Source organism: Prolixibacter denitrificans (genome assembly GCF_003014495.1).
Taxonomy (GTDB): Bacteria; Bacteroidota; Bacteroidia; order Bacteroidales; family Prolixibacteraceae; genus Prolixibacter; species Prolixibacter denitrificans.
Genome location: NZ_PYGC01000001.1, coordinates 820,297 through 843,746 on the forward strand (window position 1 = coordinate 820,297; position 23,450 = coordinate 843,746).

A 23,450-nucleotide genomic window follows, 5' to 3' on the forward strand; every position below is an offset into this window, starting at 1 on the left:
ACGAAGGGGGATGGTTTCAGAGTTTCGTTTAATGGCGATTTATAGACTCCAGTAGTTAAATCCGGTTATCTTCCGGCGATAAATTCCGCGAATGTCAATAAAGACCGGCCTGTCGGTTGCCAGCGAATCAAAATATTCCTGACTTAAATCGACATAATCACGATGCGAAACCGCCAGAATAAGTGCCTGATATTTTCCACTTGGTTTTTCGGTCAAACTGATGTGACATTCTTCTTCCAGTCGATCCGCTTCTACCAACGGATCCATCACGTCTACTTCCATACCGAAGTCCTTTAAGTGATGAACCACTTCGGCTACTTTCGAGTTCCGGAAGTCACTCACATCTTCTTTGAAAGTAATTCCGAATACCAGCGCCCGGGCACCTTTCACCTCGTGGCCGGCCTGAATCAGCATTTTTACCGTATTCATCGCCACATGCGAACTCATCGAATCGTTGATGATGCGGCCGCTATCCATCATCATGGGATGAAAACCGAGTGAACGTGCCCTGTGAGTAAGGTAATACGGATCGACGCCAATGCAATGGCCTCCCACCAAACCGGGATAGAACTTCAGAAAATTCCATTTGGTTCCGGCTGCTTCCAGCACATCGTAGGTGTTCACATTCATCAAATCCATGATTTTCGATAACTCGTTCACCAGCCCGATGTTGATGTCGCGCTGTGTATTTTCGAAAACCTTGGCGGCTTCAGCCACTTTTATCTGCGGTGCACGGTAAACTCCCGGACGAACAACCATTTCGTATACTTTGGCAATCTCATCGAGTGCCTGTTCGTTGTTTCCGGAGACAATCTTGATGGTTTCTTCCACCGTATGGACTTTATCTCCCGGATTAATACGCTCCGGCGAATAGCCATATGAAAAATCAACATCAGCCTTCAAGCCGGAACCTTTTTCCAGAATCGGGAGACAGACCTCTTCTGTCGTTCCAGGGTAAACAGTGGATTCATATACTACGTAGTCTCCTTTTTTCAGTACCGAAGCAACCGTTTCCGTCGCACTTTTCAACGGTCCCAAATCGGGAATTTTGTACTGATCGACCGGTGTGGGTACCGTAACCACGAAGAATGAAGCCTCCTTTAGTACAGACTTATCACTTGTGAACTGAATATCGCAGCCATCAAAAGCTTTGCTCTCCAATTCCCCGGAAGGGTCAATATTTTGATTCAGCAGCTTTAACCGCCGCTCGTCGATATCAAAGCCAATTACCTTAATTTTTCTGGCGAAAGCCAACGCCAACGGCAAACCAACATAGCCCAGGCCGATAACAGCCAGCGCGGTTTCTTTTTTTTGTAATCCTGAAGCAATCATATGCCTTGATTTATATGTTTCTATTTCGCCGCTTTAAAAATCTGCATCAAAGCAACCGAAGAAGAATTTCTAACTGTATATTAACGAATTAACCCCAACAATTCGTACTTCTTCCACGATAGAAAACAACTCATTCAGAAAAATGAAGAATCCTTCAAAAGGACCGGGAAATCATTTCTGATCCCGAAAGTTCCCTTTTGAAGGATTGCAAATAACTTATCCTATTTTCTCGAAAAGGCTTTTAAAACTTACCTGATCGTGAATAATGTTTCGTAAATCGCTGATCGACACACGTTCCTGCTCCATGGAGTCGCGATAGCGAATCGTAACCGTATCGTCCTCAACCGTCTGATGATCGACCGTGATGCAGAAGGGAGTTCCTACCGCATCCTGACGACGATAACGCTTACCGATGGAATCTTTTTCGTCGTACCGGCAATTAAATTCGTACTTCAACGTGTCGATGATGGCGCGGGCTTTCTCCGGCAGACCATCTTTTTTCACCAGCGGCATCACTGCCAGTTTAACCGGGGCCAGCGCCGGCGGCAATTTCATCACTACGCGGGAATCTTTCTTGCCGTTGGCGCCCTCGATTTCCTCTTCGCAATAGGCTGCCGAAACGACCTGAAGGAACATGCGGTCGACGCCGATGGAGGTTTCAATTACATAGGGTACGTACGATTCGTTGATTTCGGGATCGTAGTACTGAATTTTTTTGCCCGAAAATTCCTGGTGCTGACTGAGATCGAAATTGGTCCGGGAGTGAATACCTTCCACTTCCTTGAAACCAAACGGGAATTTATACTCAACATCAACCGCAGCATTGGCATAGTGTGCCAGTTTTTCATGCTCGTGAAAACGATAATTACTCTCATCGAATCCAAGGGCTTTATGCCAGGCCATACGAGTCGCCTTCCATTTCTCGAACCATTCCATTTCGCTGCCGGGACGAACGAAATATTGCATCTCCATCTGCTCGAATTCGCGCATACGGAAAATAAACTGCCGGGCCACGATCTCGTTACGGAATGCTTTACCAATCTGGGCAATTCCGAAAGGAATCTTCATACGACCCGTTTTCTGTACGTTCAGGTAATTCACAAAGATTCCCTGTGCCGTTTCCGGACGCAGATATATTTTGGAAGCGCCGTCGGCTGTCGAGCCCATTTCGGTGGCAAACATCAGGTTAAACTGACGGACGTCGGTCCAATTGCTGGTTCCGGAAATCGGGCAAACGATTTTATAATCGATGATGATCTGCTTGAGGTCAGCCAAATCCATATCGTTCATGGCCTTGGAAAAACGCTCGTGCAGTTCAGTCCATTTCTCCAGGTTGGCTAAAACTCGCGGATTGGTTTCACGGAATTTGGCTTCGTCGAAACTGTCGCCGAATTTCTTCTTCGCCTTTTCAATCTCCTTGTCGATTTTCGCCTCGTATTTGGCCAGCTGATCTTCAATCAGCACATCGGCACGATAGCGCTTCTTGGAGTCCTTGTTGTCAATCAACGGGTCGTTAAACGCGTCGACATGGCCGGAAGCTTTCCACGTTGTGGGATGCATAAAGATTGCTGAATCGAGTCCCACCACGTTTTCGTGAAGTAATACCATGGAATCCCACCAGTATTTTTTGATGTTGTTTTTCAATTCAACACCATACTGTCCGTAATCGTAAACAGCCGCCAGGCCGTCGTAGATTTCACTCGACGGGAATACAAACCCGTACTCCTTACAGTGGGCGATTAGCTTCTTAAACAAATCTTCCTGAGCCATAAATTATGATTTAAATTTTCAGTATACGTTTCCTGATGTTCTTTGGGAATTTTTTCTGATGAGAATCAATCGTCTTAATCAACCTCTTCGAAGTCGATGTATTCACCATCGGAACGGTTGTATTTTTTTTCGTGCCGTTCGGATTGTTCAATGGTTACTTCGCCTTCTCTCTTCTCTTCCTTTCCGGGCCGACCCGACTTTTTCTTCATATCATCGTACAACTTTTGTGCTGCTTTGTCGACCACTTTCGGCGCCAGCCATCGCATCAGAAACCGGAAACCGTAATAAACGGCCAGGATGATGAACAGCGTCTTCAGAAAACCAACAAAATATAACAGTACAAATAGTTGCATATAACTCCCTCATTAAAAAGCAAAGGTCAAAAATATAAATTATTTTCGACCTTTGCCCGTTGAGAGAATCAACTTATGTGGAGCTTCTGTTAAATCGGCCCACGATTTTTCTCTTTATTGTATCCGATTAGGAAGTTGAGTCCGAAACGAAGGTTTAAACTGGAGGCATCAGCCGGGTTCACAGCCGTCAGTACGTTGTCGGTTACCATGTAAAACTGCACTGGTCCACCGCGTAATCCAACACCTAATCCCAGATTGGCGTACGAACCTTCGATAACCGAATAACTGGCTGAAAGGCTAAAGAAGTCGCCCCAATAAGCATTTCCCGAAGCGGTAAACGACAAGCTTGCCTGGCTGTTGTAAATCCGGGCACGCGCCAAACCACCGACCTCAATGTTCGGATTAACCCGATAACTTCCGCCGATGTATACCTTTACAGGAATAGCCGTACTGAAGCTATTGTTGGTATTGTCGATGCTAAATGCGTGTTTGATTGAATCGCCTAAATCGCTGAACGCATCGCTCGGCGACTTGTAATTCGGATCGTTTTTATTCAATGAATTGTCAATATTCACCCCTTCGTAGTTGAACTGACCATTCAGCGTCAAATTGGTTACATCGGTTTTCCAGCCAATACTTCCCAGGTCGATGATACTGGCCGAAAGTGTCACCTTATCGGTTGGCTTGAATACTGCACCGAGGTCGACGGCAAATCCCATGTTACCGGTGTTGGTCATGTAACTTCCATCGAAATGAGTGTCGACCGAATCGACCAATCCATCAGTACTGGTATAGAAATTAAACGGTCCGGAAACGTTCAACTGACCGGTACCTTCTACATTTAGATATGAAGCGTCGCCCGGCGACTGTACCGACATGCTGATATCTTTACTTTGCGCAGCTCCCATACCAAACAAGATTTTAGCGGTCATACCAAGCGTCACCTTCTTATTCAAATCGTAGGCATAGCCAAGCGCCAGTTCACGATAGTGAATACCATTCAGCCCGAAAGAGCCTGTATTGAAGGATGATCCGAGGTAAGGAGCATTTCCGTTTTTCACCAAAGCCACCAGGTTGTTACCAAAGAATGCGTTGGCAAATTCCTTCTCGGTAACAGCCAGATTAAAGACATTCTTCCCTGTTCGGAAACCAAGCGTGAAAAAAGAATAATTGGTTTTCTCGAACATGAAATTGGAGTCATCCAGCTTATTGTAGAACTTGTCCAGGTCGACAATCAGTGAATCGGCATACTGCCCTGTTCCCTGATGAATCAAATCAGAATATCTCCACCCGTTGGTGTTCATGTTCAGATCAACACTCGAGAAGCCTGGCATACTAAAATGCCAGCCACTCTCAATTCCGGTGTTTGCCGGGTTCATTTCCCATGTCTGCGAAATATTTTTCATGTGATACATGGTATTCGGCTGAGCATGGGCGTTTCCTGCCACCAGTCCCAAAACGGACAGCAGCAACAGGAATTTTATATTGTTTTTCAGGTATTTCATTTTATTCTTCGTTGTTACTTACAGAATCGAATGACATTACTATCTCCTTTTCAGGAAGTTTGAAGAGCGCCGAGCTAATTATTCAGGTTCGCTCTGACTTTTACTCCCAAACTCACATTTAACGGCGAATCGGAATAAATTCGTGCCGGCGTCAATCCCTGGTTCGGACTTGCCAAATGAACCTTGAGCGCTATTCCGTTCGATTGATTCAGGTCGCTGATCTGCTCAGGAGATAACACAATTTCCGTTTGTGTGATGGTCGGCTGCTGGTAATTACCCTGCTCGTCGGTTTGTGCCGCTGAAATTGTTTCCGAGCTGATTGGATTACCATATTGCGTTCCTGAAACGGTATCGATAAATGCCATCTCGAACTGGAAATCGAGCGGAATACCATTGGTAATGTTCATTACCAACGTAACACTGTCGACCTGATTAACATTATCCATGTTCACATCCAGCGTGTCATTAATGTCAAATCCCTGCGACTGAATCTCCAGCGGCAAATCCGCCATCAATCCGACCATCAGTTTCGATTGATCTGTGATGAAATTTGGCGTAGCCGGGTCAGCGGGTCCATTCGGATTGAACGACACTGTACCTGAATATTCGATTTTATCATCCGGTGGCAGTGAAATGAAATTCACAATATCGGAGTTACCATTATCATAGGTAATTGTATCGTTAATCGTTCCTTGCGCACGCGAGGTTGGATAGGGAACTGCCATCGGCGAAGGATTCAAATCAGCTGTTTGACCATCGGTATTGTAACCTTTGAAATTGGCATTCAATGTAGCAGGGACTCCAACTGAACTTGTCACTTTTAAACTCAATTTCGGATTGGGTAACTGCACATTTCCGTTTAGGTTACTAAGTCCTCCAATATTGAATTGAAAAGATCCTGGATCAATAGTAATTGATTCCTGTCCCAGATCACCTTCAATGTATCCTACCTGGATATTATTCATATCAGCAGAAAAAGAAACCTGGTCAGTTGGGTTAATATTTACGTAGCCGGTCGATTTGAATAAATGAACCGAGCTGGTATAGGGCAATACATTGTAATTCTGATTGGCTCCCTGCGTCAGGTCAATTGTGTAACCCGAAAGATCAAACTCCTGATGATAGGAGATTTGTGTTCCGTCGGTCAGTATATCGAAGACTGCCGGCTGACCATTTTTCATGGCTGTCGGTAATTCAATTCGTACTCTGCCTGCCGCTGCAACAGTACTGTTAACGTCAACCGCCAATACTCCTGATTTTACTTCCGTTTTGAATACTTTCACCGGCTGATTATTCAGACCATTAACACTAAACGTGTACTCACCCGAAGTGCTGCTCACGTCCTGATCAGGAATCATAACCGAGCCCTGAGAAAGGACAGCATTGGTAATCTGGAAATTCAATGCCAGCTCATCGGCTAACCGGATAGGGACTGCCGTTGTCGAGCCCGGGGTAGAGAAGCTTGTCAAATCGAAATGAAGTTGATCCGACAAACTTACATTGGCCAGTGAAACCGACTGCGTCTGCGTTCCACCTGAGGCCACATTACTGAAAACAAATTGCAGAGACGTACCCGGATTAAGTGGATCAACCAGGGTGAAGGTTGCAGAAACCTCGACCGGATAATTGTTGACCATGGTCAACGAAAGTGTCCCGTTTTGGAAGGTCACCTGTTGGAAACTATTCAATCCAGTCGGGTAATAACTTCCCGCGTTGTTCGCACTGGCCGACGGAAACTGAGCACTTTGACCATCGTAAGCCCTCAACGGAGTAAGAGACGGAACGGCTAATGTTAAAGCATCCAGCGTTACAGCACTGGTAAAACTGGCATCCGCCAACTGTACTGAGTTAACCGTCACGGCATCGGACTGAATTGTTTGATTGGCCGGGAAATTCACCATGCCAGCCGCATCGAACTGGTAAATCGAATCCTCAGTGTAGATGATGTGCAAAAGGTTGTTTGAATCACTCTGCAATAACGAGTCCGGATCGTCAATTTTATCCACAAAGTCCTGGACAGTGTAGTTACCGTGTGCCAGCGGAAGATAAAGCGCAGGCTTCCAATTGACCGGACCGGCCATTTTGTCGAAATTGAATTCGCCGGTACTACACGAATTCAACAGCGCGATTCCCAACAGTACGACGAGGAACCACAATTTCTTTTTCCCAAACATATGCTTCATGTATTAAATTTTCCCTTAAAATTTTTTTGCTATTATTTTACCTGTTTTGTCTTTGCTATCTAAAAAGTGTACATCTGCAGATATGCGCATAAAAAGACACTCGTCATTTTTATAACGAAAAAATCTGAAAAAAATTCTCTTAAAATTTCCTTAAAGACTATTGGACGTAATAGTTGTACAAAAATCCGTCGGCTGAACCAACCACCAAATTAAAATGCTGACTTCCGGAAGTAAAAAATCCGATACTAAACCGGGAGTTACCGGCCATCGGAAAACCGTTGTACAAACTTCCGTCTTTGTTAAAAAGATAAATCAGATTCTCCTTTGGATTAACAACTCCAATCTTCTTGTTGTTAGCCGAAAAGGTGTAAATCTGCGGGGCCCTGCCGGGAGCTTCTTTAAAGTGATGTCTAAACATTTTCTGGCCGTCTGAATCGTATACCGTCAAATCATTCCCATCGAGGTAAACGAAGTCATTTTTCCCGTCAGCATTCATGTCATCGTACATGAAATAATGCGAGGGACTGAAATTCTCGATTTCTTTTGTTTGGTAATCGCCATTAAAATAGAGGAAATAAACCTTGCCGTGTTCATCGGTTCCCACCAGGCGTGCAGCGTGACTTCCATTTCCCGGCTCGAGCACAAAGTTATTGTTCATCGAGTGCGCATACTGCGCTTTACTTTGTACGCGAGTATTTCCTTTCCGGTCTTCAATATAGGTTCTGTTTTTATCGAAGAAAACAATGTAGTCGCGGGTTCCAACCCTGAAATGCTGCACCGGTTGCGTCACTTCGTGCTCGGTTTTGCCAAATGTCCAGCCCGGAATTAGCTTGCCCCGTTTATCGTACAAATACACGTGATGATCGGCGCACGCAATGAAGAAGCGGTAATTCTTGTTGTGATCGTAATCAAATACTGCCACGCCATTGGTCGCTTTCGCACGAAGCTTTATCGGGTAGTTTGCCACATAGTTGCCATTCCGATCGATCAAATGTAACTCACCGGCCGTGTTAAACAGGTACTGCAACTTTCCGTTTTTGTAATAGTCAACCTGGTACACGTCTCCCATGATTGGCCCCGGCAGCTTGATTTTCCAAAGAACCCGTCCTTCTTTATTTATCAGATAGAAATTATTGTCAGTATCCTGAACAACCACTTCCCGGTTGGCCCGGTCATAATGGTTGATGACAAACTGCGGTTTAAACTGAATATCCGTTTCCAGGTGACTCGACCAAACCGTTTGCGGCCGTTCGCGCAGATTAGGATTGTACCGCAGCAGGGCACTATTGTATATCATCCCATTCTCAGGACCGAACTCCCAACCAAAGGCTTCGAGCCTCAACAAATGCTCCAACTTCGGCTCCAGTTTCTGACTAATTTCCTGATGAATAATATCTTTAAAAAATGGCAATGCCCTTCCGGGAGAAAACCACATATAGAAATTGCAACGCTGCGATAACCGATCGCTGAATTCCTGGTAACGGATATTGTTTTTCAATACTTCCTGAAGTACATAATCTTTGATGAAGCCCGAAAGTGAACGATAGGAATCCCCCATCACCATGTAGTTACCCACAAACGAAACATACCGCGTGGGAACCGGCCTGAAAATCGGACCGAAAACCCGCTCGCCAAAATTATCAATAGGCATGTTGTAAATCGGGTAAGCTGTTTGCTTGTCGACATGGTATGTTCGAACATAATCGTTTAGCGATTTACCGTTAATTCGGGCCCAATGTCCAATCATTTCCCGGATGGCCTTCTCCGCCTGGTTCCTGCTATGTACTCGCATAACCAGGAACCGATTTTCGTCTGGTTGCGACGGATTGCCACGGGTATAAACCATTGCAACTTCCTTATCCATCAGCTTTTTGACCACCTCCTGCGGATTTTGCCCGGTAGATTTTTTAACAGCACCCAACTTATTTTCGTAAGCATAGTAGTTGCCGGCCCTATCAAGGTATTTCTCATAATCCTTAAAAAAGACAGAAGAGTTGCTCAGGTTAAAGCTCAGGATGAAACTGGTTTCGGCGGGAAGGACTTCTTCCATGCGAAATCGCTGTGGCTGCTGATGTAAAAATATATTAAGGTAGTTATTGACGGAATCATCGGTATAGGTAAACCCATTGAGCATAAGTTCGTCCTGCTTCATCTCCATATCAATCTCCGACCAGGTAGCGAAATTATTAAAACCGCGCAGTGCATGGGCCACCGGTTCGCTGGTACAAAGCGATAACAAGCGCGGAAATGTCTGGTAGTTGATATAGAAATTCATGTCGACATTCGCACCAGCTGTTTTATACACCTTCTGGAAATGGGGCTTATCAAGCAACGATGATGTATTGAGCTGACGAATAGCTTCCTCCACTTTCACCGGATTCTCTCCGGCAATGAAAATTCCTTTATGGAAGGCATACACCAGTTTATGCTGCTTGCCCTTCTGGTTCCAAACATACTTGTTCACCTGAACATGATCATACTTTCGATGGGTAACCTGAGCATTATCGGGAGCTAATACTTTCCGGATAAACTGATTGATAATATTTTTCTCCGAAATGTCGTCCAGTTCAACCAGATAGAGCTGGTTAAAACTATCCTTCCCTTCGAAGCCGAGCGCCATTACCAGTGGTTTATTCCGGAACAATTCCCTGGCTTCGCGATTGGCCGTGAACAGCGAATCAACGTAGGTTATCTCACTCTGTATATCTGAAAATCCGGGCAATTCAGAAAGATCCTGCCACATCGGGTTTTCCTGAATATCTCCCGTAAAGGCGAAAATATTGCGGGCTTCAATAATCAACGGAGAGTTTACCGGAACCGCACGTAGCGCTGAAGTACCTATATAGCGCGACTCGCGGCTGAAATAGTACCAACCGATAAATATTCCTACAATGATTAATCCCGTAACGATTCCCAGACCTTTTTTACCCATAAATTGTACGTTATCTGATTTCTTCGCAAGAAAATGTTATGTAAAAATAATTACAATAACCTACAACGTCAACAATTCAGGGAACGATCCGAAGAAGGTTACTGTAAAATAACTTTGAAAGTAACCGGTGCCTTGTTCGCAATCTTCAGCTTCAGGAGATAAATACCCGCCGGCAATTTCCCGGTAGGAATACTTACCGTCGTGCCTCTCGAAGGATAGACCACGCCGCTTTTCACTGCATTACCCGAGATGGAGAATAACTGGTAACCGAACTGTGGCAACTGTGACTGAACTTCCAGTTTAATGATACCGGAAACCGGATTGCCCAACAACCTAACACCAACATCCGCGACATCGCTAATTCCTGTAGCAGTCTGATCTACGACCAATTGCATGGTCACCGGAAGATGGTCGGAGTTATTATACAAAGCAGTGACCAAATCTGCCGGATAATCTGCATTGGAGCCGTCAATCAACGACTGATTGAAATGCTGTCCGTCTTGTCCTATGGCTTTGTAGCTTCCCTCTTTGTATGAAAGGTTGTTGGTATTGTTCAGCAAATCTTCCTGAACGAGAATAAAATCGAACCGATCATCCATACCGCCGCCTGAAGCACAGCCACTAACTGAATGTGTTGATTGCGTATGATATAGCGCATAAGTATCATTGCTGTGCCAGTTTCCCTCCTGTCCTATCGGGTCGTAGAAACTGTAGGAAACATCGGAAGGAGCAATTAAATTCTGAAATGCCTGTTCATCGCTGTTATACAAATTGCAGTCTCCCGAGAAGATAACGTTCCCATTCCAACCCATTTGCTCCAATTCGGTCATGATACTTTTTGTTTCGGTCGCACGAGTGTTGATGTCATCAGTGGTGCTTCCTGCCTTTAGGTGCACCACCACATAATTAATGAAAACAGTATCGGCACCATCAGCCAAGTCGGGTGACTTGTAATAGAGCCGGTAGAAATTAGCATCCCTTTCGTTGCTTCCCAGCACCAGTCTTCCTTGCCATTTCAGCGCGAGCTTATTGGTATTGTAATACAGCATGTTGATCAGGTAAGTTCCTGAAAAATCAGCCTGAGCATATTGGTTCCGACCGTCTGCATTCAGTGCATGATCGAGCAAATACTTGACATCCGCTTCATCACCATTCATCTCGTTTACCGTGAAAATATCAGGCAGATAATAACCGAACAGGATTTTCAGATAACCATTTTTATCATCGCGATTGTTGGTCTGCTGGTCACAGGAATAAACATCTTTGCCGTAGTTCAGCAGGTTGTACTGCATGACGCGGAGCGTATCCTGAGCCTTTAGCTGACTAAAGGCGACAATGGACAGGAAAAAAAGAAGGTTTAGTTTTTTCAGGTTATGCATAATTCATTATTTCGGTCGCCCGGATTTTACTTCCGAAGCATCCACAATTTTATACAGTTTGTCAGATCGTCTGATTTTTACTTCCATCGGCATCGAGAAAAACTCCCCTTTCCGGGTCTCTTCCACCGCCTTTTCATCCACCCTGATTTCCGGAACAACCATTTGCACGACACCGGTTGTCGGGCCGGTAATAAGAATTTCGTCGCCAACTTTCAGACTTTGAGTTTCCATTTTGAACTCCGCCACTTTCAGTTTGCTGAAATAGTTGGTTCCTTTACCGATGTACATCCTCTTTTTAGTTGCCCGCGAACCATAATTGTGGCTCCATTCTCCTAAGCGCTGACCGAGGTAGTAACCGTCCCAGAATCCTCTGTTGAAAACAGTGCTTAAGCGGCTATCCCAGTTATCAATCTTTTCCTGCCCAAATGTTCCGTCGAAATAGGCTTCAGCCGCTTCACGATAACATTCGGCTACAGTCTTAACGTATTCTGCACTTCGGGCGCGGCCCTCGATTTTCAACACGGATACACCCGAATCGAGTATCTTATTCAGGAAATGAATGGTCTTCAAATCCTTTGGCGACATGATGTACTCATTGTCAATCTCCAGTTCTTGTCCGGTTTCTTTATCGGTAACGATATACGCGCGACGACAAGTCTGCATGCAGGCACCCCGATTGGCTGACGAACTCGTTTCGTGTAATGAAAGATAACACTTCCCGGAGATAGCCATACACAGCGCGCCGTGGACAAACATTTCCAACCGAATACGTTTCCCGGAAGGACCTCTCAAATCGTCCCGTTCTATCTGTTTCGAAATCTCTGCAACACGGTCCAGTGTCATTTCGCGGGCCAGCACCATTACATCAGCAAACTGTGAGTAGAACTTTACTTCGGCATAATTGGTGATGTTCACCTGCGTTGACATGTGCACTTCCACGCCTTGCTCACGACACATCTGTATCACGCCCATGTCGGAAGCAATTACAGCCGAAACTCCGTTCGCTTTAGCTGCCGCTATAATCTCACGAATCTTATCCAACTCATCATCGAAAATGCCGGTGTTAACCGTCAAGTAAGTATTGACACCAGCCTTTTCGGCGCGTGAAACAATCTCTTTCAAATCATCGATGGTGAAATTGTGCGATGACCGGGCCCGCATGTTCAGTTTTTCAACACCGAAATAGACCGATCCGGCACCAGCCTGGATAGCTGCCATTAACGATTCGTACGACCCGACAGGGGCCATAATTTCCACATCTTTTCTCTCCATAACCGTTTTAAGAAACTGATGCAAAGGTACAATTCCCAACCTGATCAGCAAGCTGTTTTACATACGGCTATCGCTTAATTACCTTACGGGAAATCTGTTGACCTCCTACTTCAATGTTAACCAAATACATTCCCGGAGGATATGCTGAAAAGTCGAGTTGTTCCGTTAGCCTGCCATCGACCGGATACACCTGCCGATTGTACATCCTTTGACCAAGATAATTATACACAACAATATTTCCCGAATCAGCCGGTTTTTCCAGATCCAGTTCCAGCTGCATCTGGTCGCGAACCGGATTAGGATAAAGCCTCAAATCTCCCGGAGAAAGCGGAACGGTTGCCACATCTACGTTATCACCAATCAACAGGTTATCGATGCACCATCCCCATGCCCATGCATACGGATCGGAATAAAGCCTGAAGCGGACAAGAATCGTATCACCTGGAACAAAATCCGAAGATGAAGTCATGTTAAGCACTCTCCGTTTGAACATATCCTTGCTTCCTTCTGTCAGCGAGTTTCCATTTTGTATATCCTGATTATAGGCGGTGAGCCACGTACCACTGGAAGATGAATCCCATCCGGGAGCAATCGCGTTCCAGGTATGTCCGTCATCCTTTGACCCCTCAACTACTACATAGTCGTAGAAATCGGCGCTTCCAAAGCTTGCATTATCAGCACCTGGTTCAACCAGCACAACCTCATCGAAAGCGATTTCTGTATTTGCGTTCAGAATTACCGGTGAGCGTAACACCGTAATATAATTGATATATGGAGCTTTATCTCCCGAACCTTCATAAGGATGAGGTGAGTTGAGCGCATCGTTATCGAAAAGTGAAGTTTTGGACACCGTGAAATCTGTACCCGAAAAATCATCCGTCGCTGTATTGAAATCATTTTCGTAATAGGTAACAGCTGGCAAAACCGACACAATCGATACTGTGTAGTAATTCTTTGCCGGTGACGTTGATTGATTACTGTTGGGTGAACTATCGGTGGCCACAATCCGGTATTCCAGTACATCATTGGATGTCAAACCGGAGGGCAGTGGCACATTCGCTGCATAGGTCGAGTCAGCAACCAACGGAAGATCAAACGTTCCCGCGTTTGAGCTATTCAACATCAGTTCTACCTTAACCGAAGCCACTCCAATATTGTCCGTTGCGGTAGCCTCGATGTAAACGGAGTCCGCAGATGAGAAGACCATTTTTACCGGCACATGCGTAATCGTTGGCGGAGTAATATCTTCACCTACATAGAATGAATAATAGTTATTGGGAGCATGAACCGGCTTTGTGAAATTCCGATCGCGCAAATCGGTTACCGCGATATAATAATCGGTTGTTGTACCCATTGCCGGAATGGTAATACTGGCAGAGTATTCATCAGGATTTCCTGTACTCTGCATCGTATCCACTGTTTCTGTTTGCCAATTATCAAATGAATAGTGCAACGCAACCGATGTTGTGTCGATGCCATAATCACCGTAAACTTTCGCTGTAACCGGTACCCCACCCAATGGAACCTGGCTGTAGTCTGATACGGGAATATGGACAATGTACGTGTATTTCCATCCCATTTCCGCCAGCATTCCTTCCAATAACGGTCCAGGGTCGTGGTTTGCTTCTCCATAGGCCAGCGCATGCGTCATTAATGCATTGGCACTTCCGGCCGGATAAGTGGCATCATCCAGATGATAAAAACTGGAACCATCATTCCAAGTAGAAGGGGCATACAACCGGGGATTGGTTCCGTTGTAATCTTCACGAGCCAACCGGCTGTCGAACTGAAGCGCATTTCCGGTAAATTGACTATATAAGTCGGCCGAGGGATTAGCGAAATAATTGGTATCAACCAACTGTTCTCCCTGAAGATTTTGCACATACACATCGTAAATGCCCGGGAAAAGATTTGTGTCATCTCCTATTTTCCCTTCGAGACCGGTTACCGAAGCAAATCCAATAATTCCCAATCCGTGACCAATTTCGTGAATAACGACCGATACAAAATCGTACTTATCAACCGGTGTATTCCCATCAGTTCCAAAATACCAGTCAGTGTTGTCAGAGTTAAAACGGGCGACCATATCAGGTGAGGTGCTTCCTAAAATATCCTGATTCGACATCTTATCTGCTAAGGCTACCGGATAATAGGTGTTTTCACGAAGTGCTCCGTTGAAATCCCGGTAATAGGAAGCTGGCCCACATGAACCGAGAACTCCTTTATCAAGTGACGTCCAGGTTGCTTTTAGTCGAATCGGGACAGGACTGTCTAAAACGGATTCCCAGACACTCACTGCATATCGAAATGCATCAGCTGCTTCCTGGCTAAAGCCTATCAGCTCCAAATTAAAGGTTGAATTTGCCGTTGCAGATTTGAGAAAAGCATTGGGTGGAGGGACAAAACTTTTGCGAACAGAATCGCTTTTATAACATAAAGCATACCTTCCGGGAAGGCTATGATTATAATTCTTAGAATAGGCCTGATTTCCCAACATCAAAAAAAAGGCCAGTACGATCAGTAAAGTAAGGCGTCTTGGCATTAGCCCGGGTTTTAGGTTAATTAATTTAAATCAGGCTCCTAATTTAATACAAATCTTGAACCCATTTCCTGCGTCATGGACTCAATTTGAATTTGTAACGTTAAAAAGTTGGTCAGGTTACGCTCGAAATGTTCTGGCAATTGATCGTCGATGAAGCTGAATTTCTGATTGGATGGTATTTTCAACCGGGCTGCCAATTCGAAAATATTGTTGTCAACCAATGGCTCTGGTTCCTTCCCCTCGTCACGCATCAACATAAACCGATGATACAGCAATAACAACCGGGGACCAGGCTTTGTATCTTCAAAATGGAGCAACTCCACATTTCCTTCCATGTACAATTTCGATGGCGAACTGCTTCGGGTCAGAAAATTGACTAACTCCACTACTTTTACCACAATATCCATTTCACCGTTTTCGGTTTGGTTCTTCACCGTTTCAATCCGAACCAGACAGCCGCGATCCTGTGCTTCGCCATTTAACACATACGGAATTCCAAACATTTGATGCGACTCCATGACATCATTCACCAAGTGCTTATAGCGCTCCTCGAAAATATGGAGCTCAAACTCCTCTCCCGGGAATGCAAATACACTCAACGGAAATATGGGATATGTCTGAATATCGTTCATGTCAAATGCGGTTCTTCATTTTTATAAACAAAATGACATTGCAAAGGTTGAATTTCACCTTCTTCCTGTAGCATTCAGCACAAGTGTTCAACGCAAATCCGAAGAAGAAAATTCAATTTCAGCGAACTCACAACTTCTTCTGCGTTGTAAACAAAAACGTATTTTCAGCCCTAAAATTGTCATCAAAAGTCAATTACTCTTTCTGTATTACCTAAAAAATATTTACTCCCGCTTTTTTACTCAAGAAAATGCTGGAACATGTATATTTGTCTAAACCGGAAATTTTCCGGAAGCGTTACCACTCCTAATTTGATAAAAATGACAAAGTTCCTTAGCATGTGTGCATTAGTTATCGGCATCTTATTGTTGACTTCCGGAAGACCGGTAAAGACGTATGACGAATTGTACCGACCTCAGTTTCATTTCTCTCCTGAGAAAAACTGGATGAACGACCCCGATGGATTAGTTTACTACGATGGTGAATATCACCTGTTTTACCAATACAACCCAAACGGGAACGAATGGGGCTATATGCATTGGGGGCATGCTGTCAGCACCGACTTGGTTCATTGGAAAAATCTTCCTATAGCCATTTACCCCGACAACGATTCGAAGGATAAAGTAAAATGCACCGCCTGGTCCGGCTCGGCTATTGTCGACAAAAACAATGTAACCGGCCTACAGGAAGGAAACTACAAAACCTTACTGGCATTTTACACCAGCCGTGGATGCGGTCAACGTTTGGCCTACAGCAACGACAAAGGACGTACCTGGAAAAAATATGCTGACAATCCTATTATTCCGGAAGCGCCGGGAGAAGAAACCCGCGATCCGAAAGTCTTTTGGTACGAGCCGGGCAAAACCTTTGTCATGGTTCTCTACCGTATGCCCGGAGCCGATAAAAAGAAAGAAGGAATTTCCATTTACAACTCCACTGACCTGATCCACTGGACTTTCGAAAGTCATGTAACCGGTTACTACGAATGCCCCGATCTTTTCGCCCTGCCCTTGGATGGCGACAGCACCAAGATGAAATGGGCGCTCCTGGGCGGCGATGGCTCATACATGTTGGGCAAATTTGATGGAAAGCACTTCACTCCTGAGTCAGGGAAAAAGGTACTTGACTACGGAAAAAATTTCTATGCCACACAAACCTGGTCCAATACGCCGAACGGCAAAAGAATTCAAATTGCCTGGATGAGGGAAAGCAAATATCCCGGCATGCCTTTCACCGGACAAATGTCGTTCCCTACTGTGCTTTCGCTGAAATCGACAACCGAGGGACCACGCATTGTCAGAACGCCGGTCAAGGAAATTTCCTCCCTTTACGGGAAGAAAATGGATAAAACCGACAAGAACATCATCCCGGGCCTGAAGAACAACAACCTTCTCAGTGGAATACGCAGTGAATCCTTCCGCATCACCGGTGTATTCGATGTCAAAACATCCAATGCGTTCGGAATTACCGTCAGAAAATCGCGGAAAGAACCGGGAACGCAGATTGCTTACGATGTAAGTAACCAAGTACTGACCTGTTTGGGTTCGAAAATGCCATTGGCTCCCATTGACAACAAAATCAAACTGGATATTCTGGTCGATCGGGCATCGATCGAAATCTTTGCCAACAATGGTGAAAAAGTCATCACCGACAATTTCACTCCTGCCGAAAAAGCGGATGATATGGAACTATGGACGCGCGGTGGTGAAATCATGGTTGATTCACTGGAGGTACATGAAATAAAATCCATTTGGAAAGAATAACTCAATCTTAACATGATGACGAGCCGCTTCGATTACCATATGCACACTCTCCTGTCCGACGGCAAGAACAGCCACGAGGAAATGGTGGAAGCGGCAATTAAAAAAGGATTTTCAGAAATCGGATTTACTGACCATTTCTGTATCAAACAGCCATGTGCATGGGCAATGGGAGCAGACGGTCTGGAGCCAATGCTGAAGAAACTGGATGCCTTACGGGAAAAATACCAGGGTCAAATTCAGATTCTTTTCGGCGTTGAAGTAGATTATTTCCCTGACAAGGAAGAAGAAATTGCAAAGGAACTAGCGCAATATCCGTTTGACTACGTACTTGGTTCCGTTCACTTTCTGGACAACTGGAATTATGATTCAGACCGCAGCCGGTACGGAGAGTTCAGCAACGATTACCTCTACCGTTGGTATTTTGCTGAGCTGCAAAAAGCTGCTTTATCAGGTCTTTTTGACACCATGGCCCATCCCGATTTGATTAAGAAATTCAGGGTTTGGCCCGAGAGCAAACAAAACGGACTTTTTAAGAAAACAGCAAAAGCATTCGCCCAATCGGGAGTTGCATTTGAAGTCAATACGAGTGGAATCGATCGCCCTTGTGGCGAATTCTTTCCCGGAAAGGAATTTCTTAAGGAGTTATACAAAGCGAATGTCCCGGTCACTCTGGGTTCCGATTCTCACAAGGCAGAGCAAATCGGACGCTATTTTGATGATGCCCGAATCATGCTCAGAGAGCTGGGCTACCGTAATTTAATACGCTATCAGAAACGACAAAGGATTGAAGAACCGCTATAAACAAAAAGTCCCGGCTACAACCGGGACTTTTTTTAATCTCATCGATCAATTCGACAGTAGCTTATACAATTCGGTCAAATCGGGCGTCAAAATAATTTCTGTACGCCGGTTCTTCTGACGTGCTTCCGGTGTATTTCGCGGATCGACCGGAACATATTTGCTTCGGCCGGCAGCTGTAATTCGCTTCGGATTGATGTTGGCATCCTGCAAAAGTATTTTAGTAACAGCCGTTGCCCGCATCACGCTCAGGTCCCAGTTGTCCTTTATCGCCCCGGCTCCCCGCAACGGAACATCGTCTGTATGTCCTTCCACCAACACATTGATATCCGGATTAGCAGCCAATACCTGGGCAATTTTCTTCAACGCCTGTCGCCCCTGCTGACCAACGGCATATTTCCCCGACTGGAACAACAACTTCTCCGCCATCGAAACATAAACCTGACCATTTTTCTCGGTAACGTTTATCCCCAGTTTTTTGTACCCGGTCAACGCATCCAGCATCTTCTGTTTCAAGTCTTTTACCGCTTTGTCTTTTCTTGCCAGAAGGTCCTCCAGATGTTGCAACCGCTGATTTTTTTCCGCCAGTTTCTTTTCTCTTGCATCCAAATCAGCTCTCGCCGATTCAAGATTCGTCAACAACCGCGAAATCTCATCACTGCTCCCTGATTTTACAGCAGAAATCTGCTTCTCTAAATCAGCGTTGGTGTCCTGTAACCGCTTCACTTCGCGTGCCAGATTGTCCCGCTCATCTTTCAGTGAACTTCGTTCGGCTTGCATCTTTTTCATTTCAGCCTCCAGCTGATCGGCCTTCGAACCGGCTTCGTTCGCCTTGGCCTCCATATCCTGAAGCTTCTGCTTTAACAGCAACTGGCTGTCCTCACACTCATCTAATTTACCTTTTACCCGGTTAAACTCACTGGTTGAGACACATGAAGGCAACATGAAAATCGTCAATAATGTGCCCAGCAGCATAACACGAAAGTTTCTCATATCTATCCTTGTCATATATTTGTATTATCAAATCGTCGAAGTAAAAATAATGAAAGACCATGCACTTAACAAACAAGTAGTGCATCTGCTTCGTATATCCTGAATAGGGATTAATTTATAACTTTGTTCCGTTGGAAAATCATATAACGATAGTGTCTCAGTTCATGGCAGAAGCGCAAACTCAGCTTCTGGAAAAAATTGAATATCCGGCAGATCTGCGCAAATTAAGCGAGAAGGAACTTCCCGATCTTTGCACGGAACTGCGCAATTATATTATTCGGGAGGTCTCATCCAATCCCGGACACTTTGGAGCCAGTCTGGGAGTGATTGAGTTGACGGTGGCTCTTCATTACGTATACCAAACACCTTACGACCAACTGGTTTGGGACGTAGGTCATCAGGCGTACGGCCATAAAATCTTAACAGGAAGAAGGAAAAAATTCCATACCAACAGACGAATGGGTGGCATCAGTGGTTTCCCGAAAATTGCTGAAAGCGAATTTGATTCATTTGGAGTCGGCCACTCGTCCACCTCCATTTCGGCAGCGCTTGGTTTGATGTTGGCCGCCAAAATAAAAGGCGAAGCCGATCGTAAAGTAGTGGCCGTTATCGGTGATGGAGCAATGACCGGCGGAATGGCTTTCGAAGGCTTGAACAATGCTGCTACCAGTAATTCAGATATCCTGGTTATTCTGAACGATAACAACATGGCCATCGATCCGGCCGTAGGAGGTCTGAATAACTACCTGGTCCAGATGCAAACTTCGCCGGCCTATAACCGGCTGAAGAGTGACGTGTGGAAAATTCTGGGAAAACTGAACAAAGTAGGTCCTAAAGCTCGCCAGGTGTTGCAACAGCATCAGCATGCACTGAAGTCGGTTTTGTTGCGGAACAGCAACCTGTTTGAATCGTTCGGATTCCGATACTTCGGACCAGTCGACGGACACGATGTGAATGCCATGGTAAAAATCCTGGCCGATTTGCGCAACATCGAAGGCCCGAAACTTCTGCACGTTATCACGAAAAAAGGCAAAGGATTTGCTCCGGCCGAACAGAACGCCACCAAATGGCACGCTGCTCCCGGAAAATTCGATATTCGTACAGGCGAAGTGTTTGTTGATTTACCATTAAAACCATCGCCACCGAAATATCAGGATGTTTTCGGTAAAACCATTGTGGAACTGGCCGAAAAGAATGAAAAAATTACCGCCATCACTCCTGCGATGCCTACTGGTTCGTCATTGAATTGGATGATGGAAAAATTTCCCGAACGAACTTTCGATGTAGGAATTGCGGAGCAACATGCCGTTACTTTTGCAGCCGGACTGGCAGCCAATAACCTGGTTCCGTTCTGTAATATATACTCTTCGTTCATGCAGCGTTCGTACGACCAAATTATTCATGATGTGGCGCTGCAAAAACTGAACGTCGTTTTATGCCTCGACCGGGCCGGCCTGGTTGGCGCCGATGGTGCCACTCATCACGGCGTATTCGATCTCGCTTATCTTAGAAATATACCGAACATGACGGTTTCGGCACCAATGGACGAAATCGAAATGCGGAACCTGATGTACACGGCTCAACTTCCTGATAAGGGGCCGTTCTCCATACGTTTCCCACGGGGCAAAGGAATCCACCTGGAATGGGAACTTCCACTCAGCGAAATCCCGGTAGGAAAAAGCAGAGAGATTGCGAACGGAAAAGATATCGCCGTACTGAGTATCGGTCACCCTGGCAATTTTGCTAAAGAAGCGACCGAAGAACTCAGCAAAGAAGGTGTTTCGGTGCAACATTACGACATGCGCTTTGTGAAACCGCTCGATACCGAAACTCTGGATTCAGTCATGAAGCATTTCGACAAAATCATCACGGTTGAAGACGGTGTGATTAACGGCGGATTCGGCAGTGCGGTGATGGAGTACCTGTTTGAAAACGGATATCAGGGCCGGATAAAACGTTTGGGAATTCCCGACCGGTTTATCGACCAGGGTTCGCCGGAAGAACTTTACCGCGAATGTGGTTTTGACAGTGACGGAATTTGCCGCGAAGTCCGCAAGATGATGAAAGGATAACGGCTTTTTCGAAAGCAATCCGGAAGTTCCTTTCTGATATTCTTTTCGGCTGAAAAACCGATTCTTATCAGGAAATTTCTATCTTCGGAGCACACTGTAAAACTAACACCTTGTTTCAATTTTTCAGCAACCGGAATTTTAAAGGAGTACTACTGGGCTTTGCTTTTCTTATCAGCATCGGTACGTTTATCTATACCAAAACATTAGTCGATAAGCTAAAGCAGGAGGAACATCGGAAAGTAGAATTGTGGGCTCAGGCAACGCACCGCCTGGCAGAATCGCATAATTCTTCGGGAGACGAACTGGCTTTTACCTTTGATGTAGTGGAAAACAACCAAACGGTTCCCATCATCGTCACCAACCAGAATGATAGTATTCTCTACGACCGGAACCTGGAAATTGCCGACGGCCCGGGCAAGCAGCAAAAACTGCGACAGGTACTGGCCAACATGAAAAAGCAGTATCCGCCCATCGTTATTCCTATTTCATCTGGCAAAAAAAATCTTATTTACTATAGTAACTCCGTTTTGTTGAAGAAGCTCCGGTACTATCCGCTGGTTCAACTTCTCATCCTCATCCTGTTCATCCTGGTTGCTTACATCGCGTTTAGCGCTTCGCGTGTGTCCGAACAAAACCGCGTTTGGGTAGGTATGGCCAAGGAGACAGCCCATCAATTGGGAACGCCCATCTCCTCAATGATGGCCTGGGTGGAACTGCTGCGCATGCAAAATGTGGATGAATCAATCGTGTCAGAAATCGCCAAGGACACCGAACGACTCAACCGGATTACCGAACGCTTCTCGAAAATCGGATCTGCTCCGGAATTGACCGAAACTAACGTAGTTGAAGTACTGGCCAACTCGATTGAATATCTCGAGAAGAGAAGCCCTAAACGGATTCTGTTCACTTCAAATTTTAATCCTTTCCAGGAAATTATGATTCCGCTGAATACTTCGCTTTTTTCCTGGGTAATCGAAAATCTGTGCAAAAACGCTATCGATGCGATTGAAGGAAAAGGGGAAATCAATGTTTCGCTGTATGTAGCCCCGGAGGAACTTTACATTGATGTGAGTGATACAGGAAAAGGGATTCCGAAAACCAGTTTCAGAGAGGTTTTCCGCCCGGGGTACACGACAAAGAAAAGAGGCTGGGGACTAGGACTATCACTGGCTAAGCGCATTATCGAAAATTACCACAACGGACACATATCTGTCAAACACTCGGAGATAAACAAAGGAACCACGTTCCGTATCGTTCTTCACTCCGACGAAAACCTGACCGAGAAAATCACTCAACCTGTTTAATATTAAGAATTTCAAAATTATCAGGTTTTTTTCTGTGGTATATTAAAAATTTATACTTTTGCAAAGCTAAAAAAGGAAGGTTGTGAAATACCTGAAAAACTATATTATTCCTTTCTCCGGATTGAAGGAGGGAAAACATCAGTTCCAGTTTGAAGCTGGCGAGCGCTTTTTCAGGGAGTTTGAAGAGTCGGAGATTGAAAGAGGTGAAGTGAATATCGAGGTAGAACTCGAAAAACGGACAACCTACTTATCGCTTGGCTTTAAATTAACTGGAAGCGTTCAGTTAATCTGCGACCGGTGCCTGGACAATTACGACCAGCCGCTGGACAGCGATTTTAAGCTCTACGTGAAGTTCAGCGAAGAACCGCAGGTAGATGATGACGAAGTGATGTATCTCCACCCGAATGATCATCAGGTAGAGATTGGTCACTTGATATATGAATTTATTGTTCTGAGCTTACCGGCACGACATGTTCATCCGGATGATGAAAACGGCGAAAGCACTTGTGACCCGGATATGCTGGATAAGCTCGATGAATACGATCATCCCGGAGACGGCGATGAACCCATCGATCCGAGATGGAATGATTTGAAAAAGATTATTGGTAACTAAGTAAAGTTG

The 23,450-nt window shown here is 45.2% G+C and carries 16 protein-coding genes; 5 read left to right on the forward strand and 11 right to left on the reverse strand.

What is annotated here, in order from left to right; translation table 11 throughout:
• Positions 1 to 39 precede the first annotated feature (39 nt).
• The 10 genes from CLV93_RS03535 to CLV93_RS03580 all read right to left on the reverse strand — a co-directional run bounded on the left by CLV93_RS03535 (position 40) and on the right by CLV93_RS03580 (position 15,900).
• Positions 40 to 1,332 carry a nucleotide sugar dehydrogenase gene (locus tag CLV93_RS03535; RefSeq protein WP_106540760.1) on the reverse strand — a complete coding sequence of 431 codons (1,293 nt, stop codon included), beginning with the start codon at positions 1,330 to 1,332 and terminating at the stop codon, positions 40 to 42.
• A 216-nt stretch (positions 1,333 to 1,548) separates the two neighbouring features.
• On the reverse strand, positions 1,549 to 3,102 hold the full coding sequence (locus CLV93_RS03540; RefSeq protein ID WP_106540761.1) for a glycine--tRNA ligase: 1,554 nt from the start codon (positions 3,100 to 3,102) through the stop codon (positions 1,549 to 1,551).
• A 74-nt stretch (positions 3,103 to 3,176) separates the two neighbouring features.
• Positions 3,177 to 3,455, reverse strand: coding sequence for a DUF4834 family protein (locus tag CLV93_RS03545; RefSeq protein ID WP_106540762.1), 279 nt, complete (start codon positions 3,453 to 3,455; stop codon positions 3,177 to 3,179).
• Positions 3,456 to 3,544: 89 nt separating this feature from the next.
• Positions 3,545 to 4,960 carry a DUF5723 family protein gene (locus CLV93_RS03550; RefSeq protein ID WP_106540763.1) on the reverse strand — a complete coding sequence of 472 codons (1,416 nt, stop codon included), beginning with the start codon at positions 4,958 to 4,960 and terminating at the stop codon, positions 3,545 to 3,547.
• Between the two features lie 74 nt (positions 4,961 to 5,034).
• Positions 5,035 to 7,143, reverse strand: coding sequence for a hypothetical protein (locus CLV93_RS03555; protein WP_106540764.1), 2,109 nt, complete (start codon positions 7,141 to 7,143; stop codon positions 5,035 to 5,037).
• A gap of 157 nt (positions 7,144 to 7,300) precedes the next feature.
• Positions 7,301 to 10,075: a cache domain-containing protein gene (locus tag CLV93_RS03560; RefSeq protein WP_106540765.1), complete on the reverse strand. Its 2,775-nt coding sequence runs from the start codon at positions 10,073 to 10,075 to the stop codon at positions 7,301 to 7,303.
• Between the two features lie 98 nt (positions 10,076 to 10,173).
• Positions 10,174 to 11,454, reverse strand: coding sequence for a T9SS type A sorting domain-containing protein (locus tag CLV93_RS03565; RefSeq protein WP_106540766.1), 1,281 nt, complete (start codon positions 11,452 to 11,454; stop codon positions 10,174 to 10,176).
• 6 nt (positions 11,455 to 11,460) lie between these two features.
• Positions 11,461 to 12,726, reverse strand: a complete 1,266-nt coding sequence (locus CLV93_RS03570; RefSeq protein ID WP_106540767.1) for a peptidase U32 family protein — start codon at positions 12,724 to 12,726, stop codon at positions 11,461 to 11,463.
• Positions 12,727 to 12,793: 67 nt separating this feature from the next.
• Positions 12,794 to 15,268: a T9SS type A sorting domain-containing protein gene (locus CLV93_RS03575; RefSeq protein ID WP_106540768.1), complete on the reverse strand. Its 2,475-nt coding sequence runs from the start codon at positions 15,266 to 15,268 to the stop codon at positions 12,794 to 12,796.
• Positions 15,269 to 15,306: 38 nt separating this feature from the next.
• Complete coding sequence (locus CLV93_RS03580) at positions 15,307 to 15,900, reverse strand: LON peptidase substrate-binding domain-containing protein (RefSeq protein ID WP_106540769.1); 594 nt, start codon at positions 15,898 to 15,900, stop codon at positions 15,307 to 15,309.
• A 318-nt stretch (positions 15,901 to 16,218) separates the two neighbouring features.
• On the opposite strand from CLV93_RS03580, the gene CLV93_RS03590 reads away from it, so the two are divergent.
• Together CLV93_RS03590 and CLV93_RS03595 are read left to right on the forward strand one after the other, a co-directional pair.
• Positions 16,219 to 17,661: a glycoside hydrolase family 32 protein gene (locus CLV93_RS03590; RefSeq protein WP_170108855.1), complete on the forward strand. Its 1,443-nt coding sequence runs from the start codon at positions 16,219 to 16,221 to the stop codon at positions 17,659 to 17,661.
• A 12-nt stretch (positions 17,662 to 17,673) separates the two neighbouring features.
• A complete protein-coding gene (locus tag CLV93_RS03595) occupies positions 17,674 to 18,462 on the forward strand; it encodes a histidinol-phosphatase (protein WP_106540772.1) in 789 nt (262 codons plus the stop codon).
• 45 nt (positions 18,463 to 18,507) lie between these two features.
• Here CLV93_RS03595 and CLV93_RS03600 read toward each other — a convergent pair whose 3' ends face one another.
• Complete coding sequence (locus CLV93_RS03600; protein ID WP_170108856.1) at positions 18,508 to 19,452, reverse strand: OmpA family protein; 945 nt, start codon at positions 19,450 to 19,452, stop codon at positions 18,508 to 18,510.
• 131 nt (positions 19,453 to 19,583) lie between these two features.
• Between CLV93_RS03600 and dxs the strand changes: the two genes are divergently transcribed.
• The 3 genes from dxs (at position 19,584) to CLV93_RS03615 (ending at position 23,441) form a co-directional block, all read left to right on the forward strand.
• A complete protein-coding gene (gene dxs / locus CLV93_RS03605; RefSeq protein WP_246187187.1) occupies positions 19,584 to 21,524 on the forward strand; it encodes a 1-deoxy-D-xylulose-5-phosphate synthase in 1,941 nt (646 codons plus the stop codon).
• A gap of 110 nt (positions 21,525 to 21,634) precedes the next feature.
• Positions 21,635 to 22,828, forward strand: a complete 1,194-nt coding sequence (locus CLV93_RS03610) for a sensor histidine kinase (protein ID WP_106540775.1) — start codon at positions 21,635 to 21,637, stop codon at positions 22,826 to 22,828.
• An 82-nt stretch (positions 22,829 to 22,910) separates the two neighbouring features.
• Positions 22,911 to 23,441 carry a YceD family protein gene (locus tag CLV93_RS03615; RefSeq protein ID WP_106540776.1) on the forward strand — a complete coding sequence of 177 codons (531 nt, stop codon included), beginning with the start codon at positions 22,911 to 22,913 and terminating at the stop codon, positions 23,439 to 23,441.
• The last annotated feature ends 9 nt before the right edge of the window (positions 23,442 to 23,450 follow it).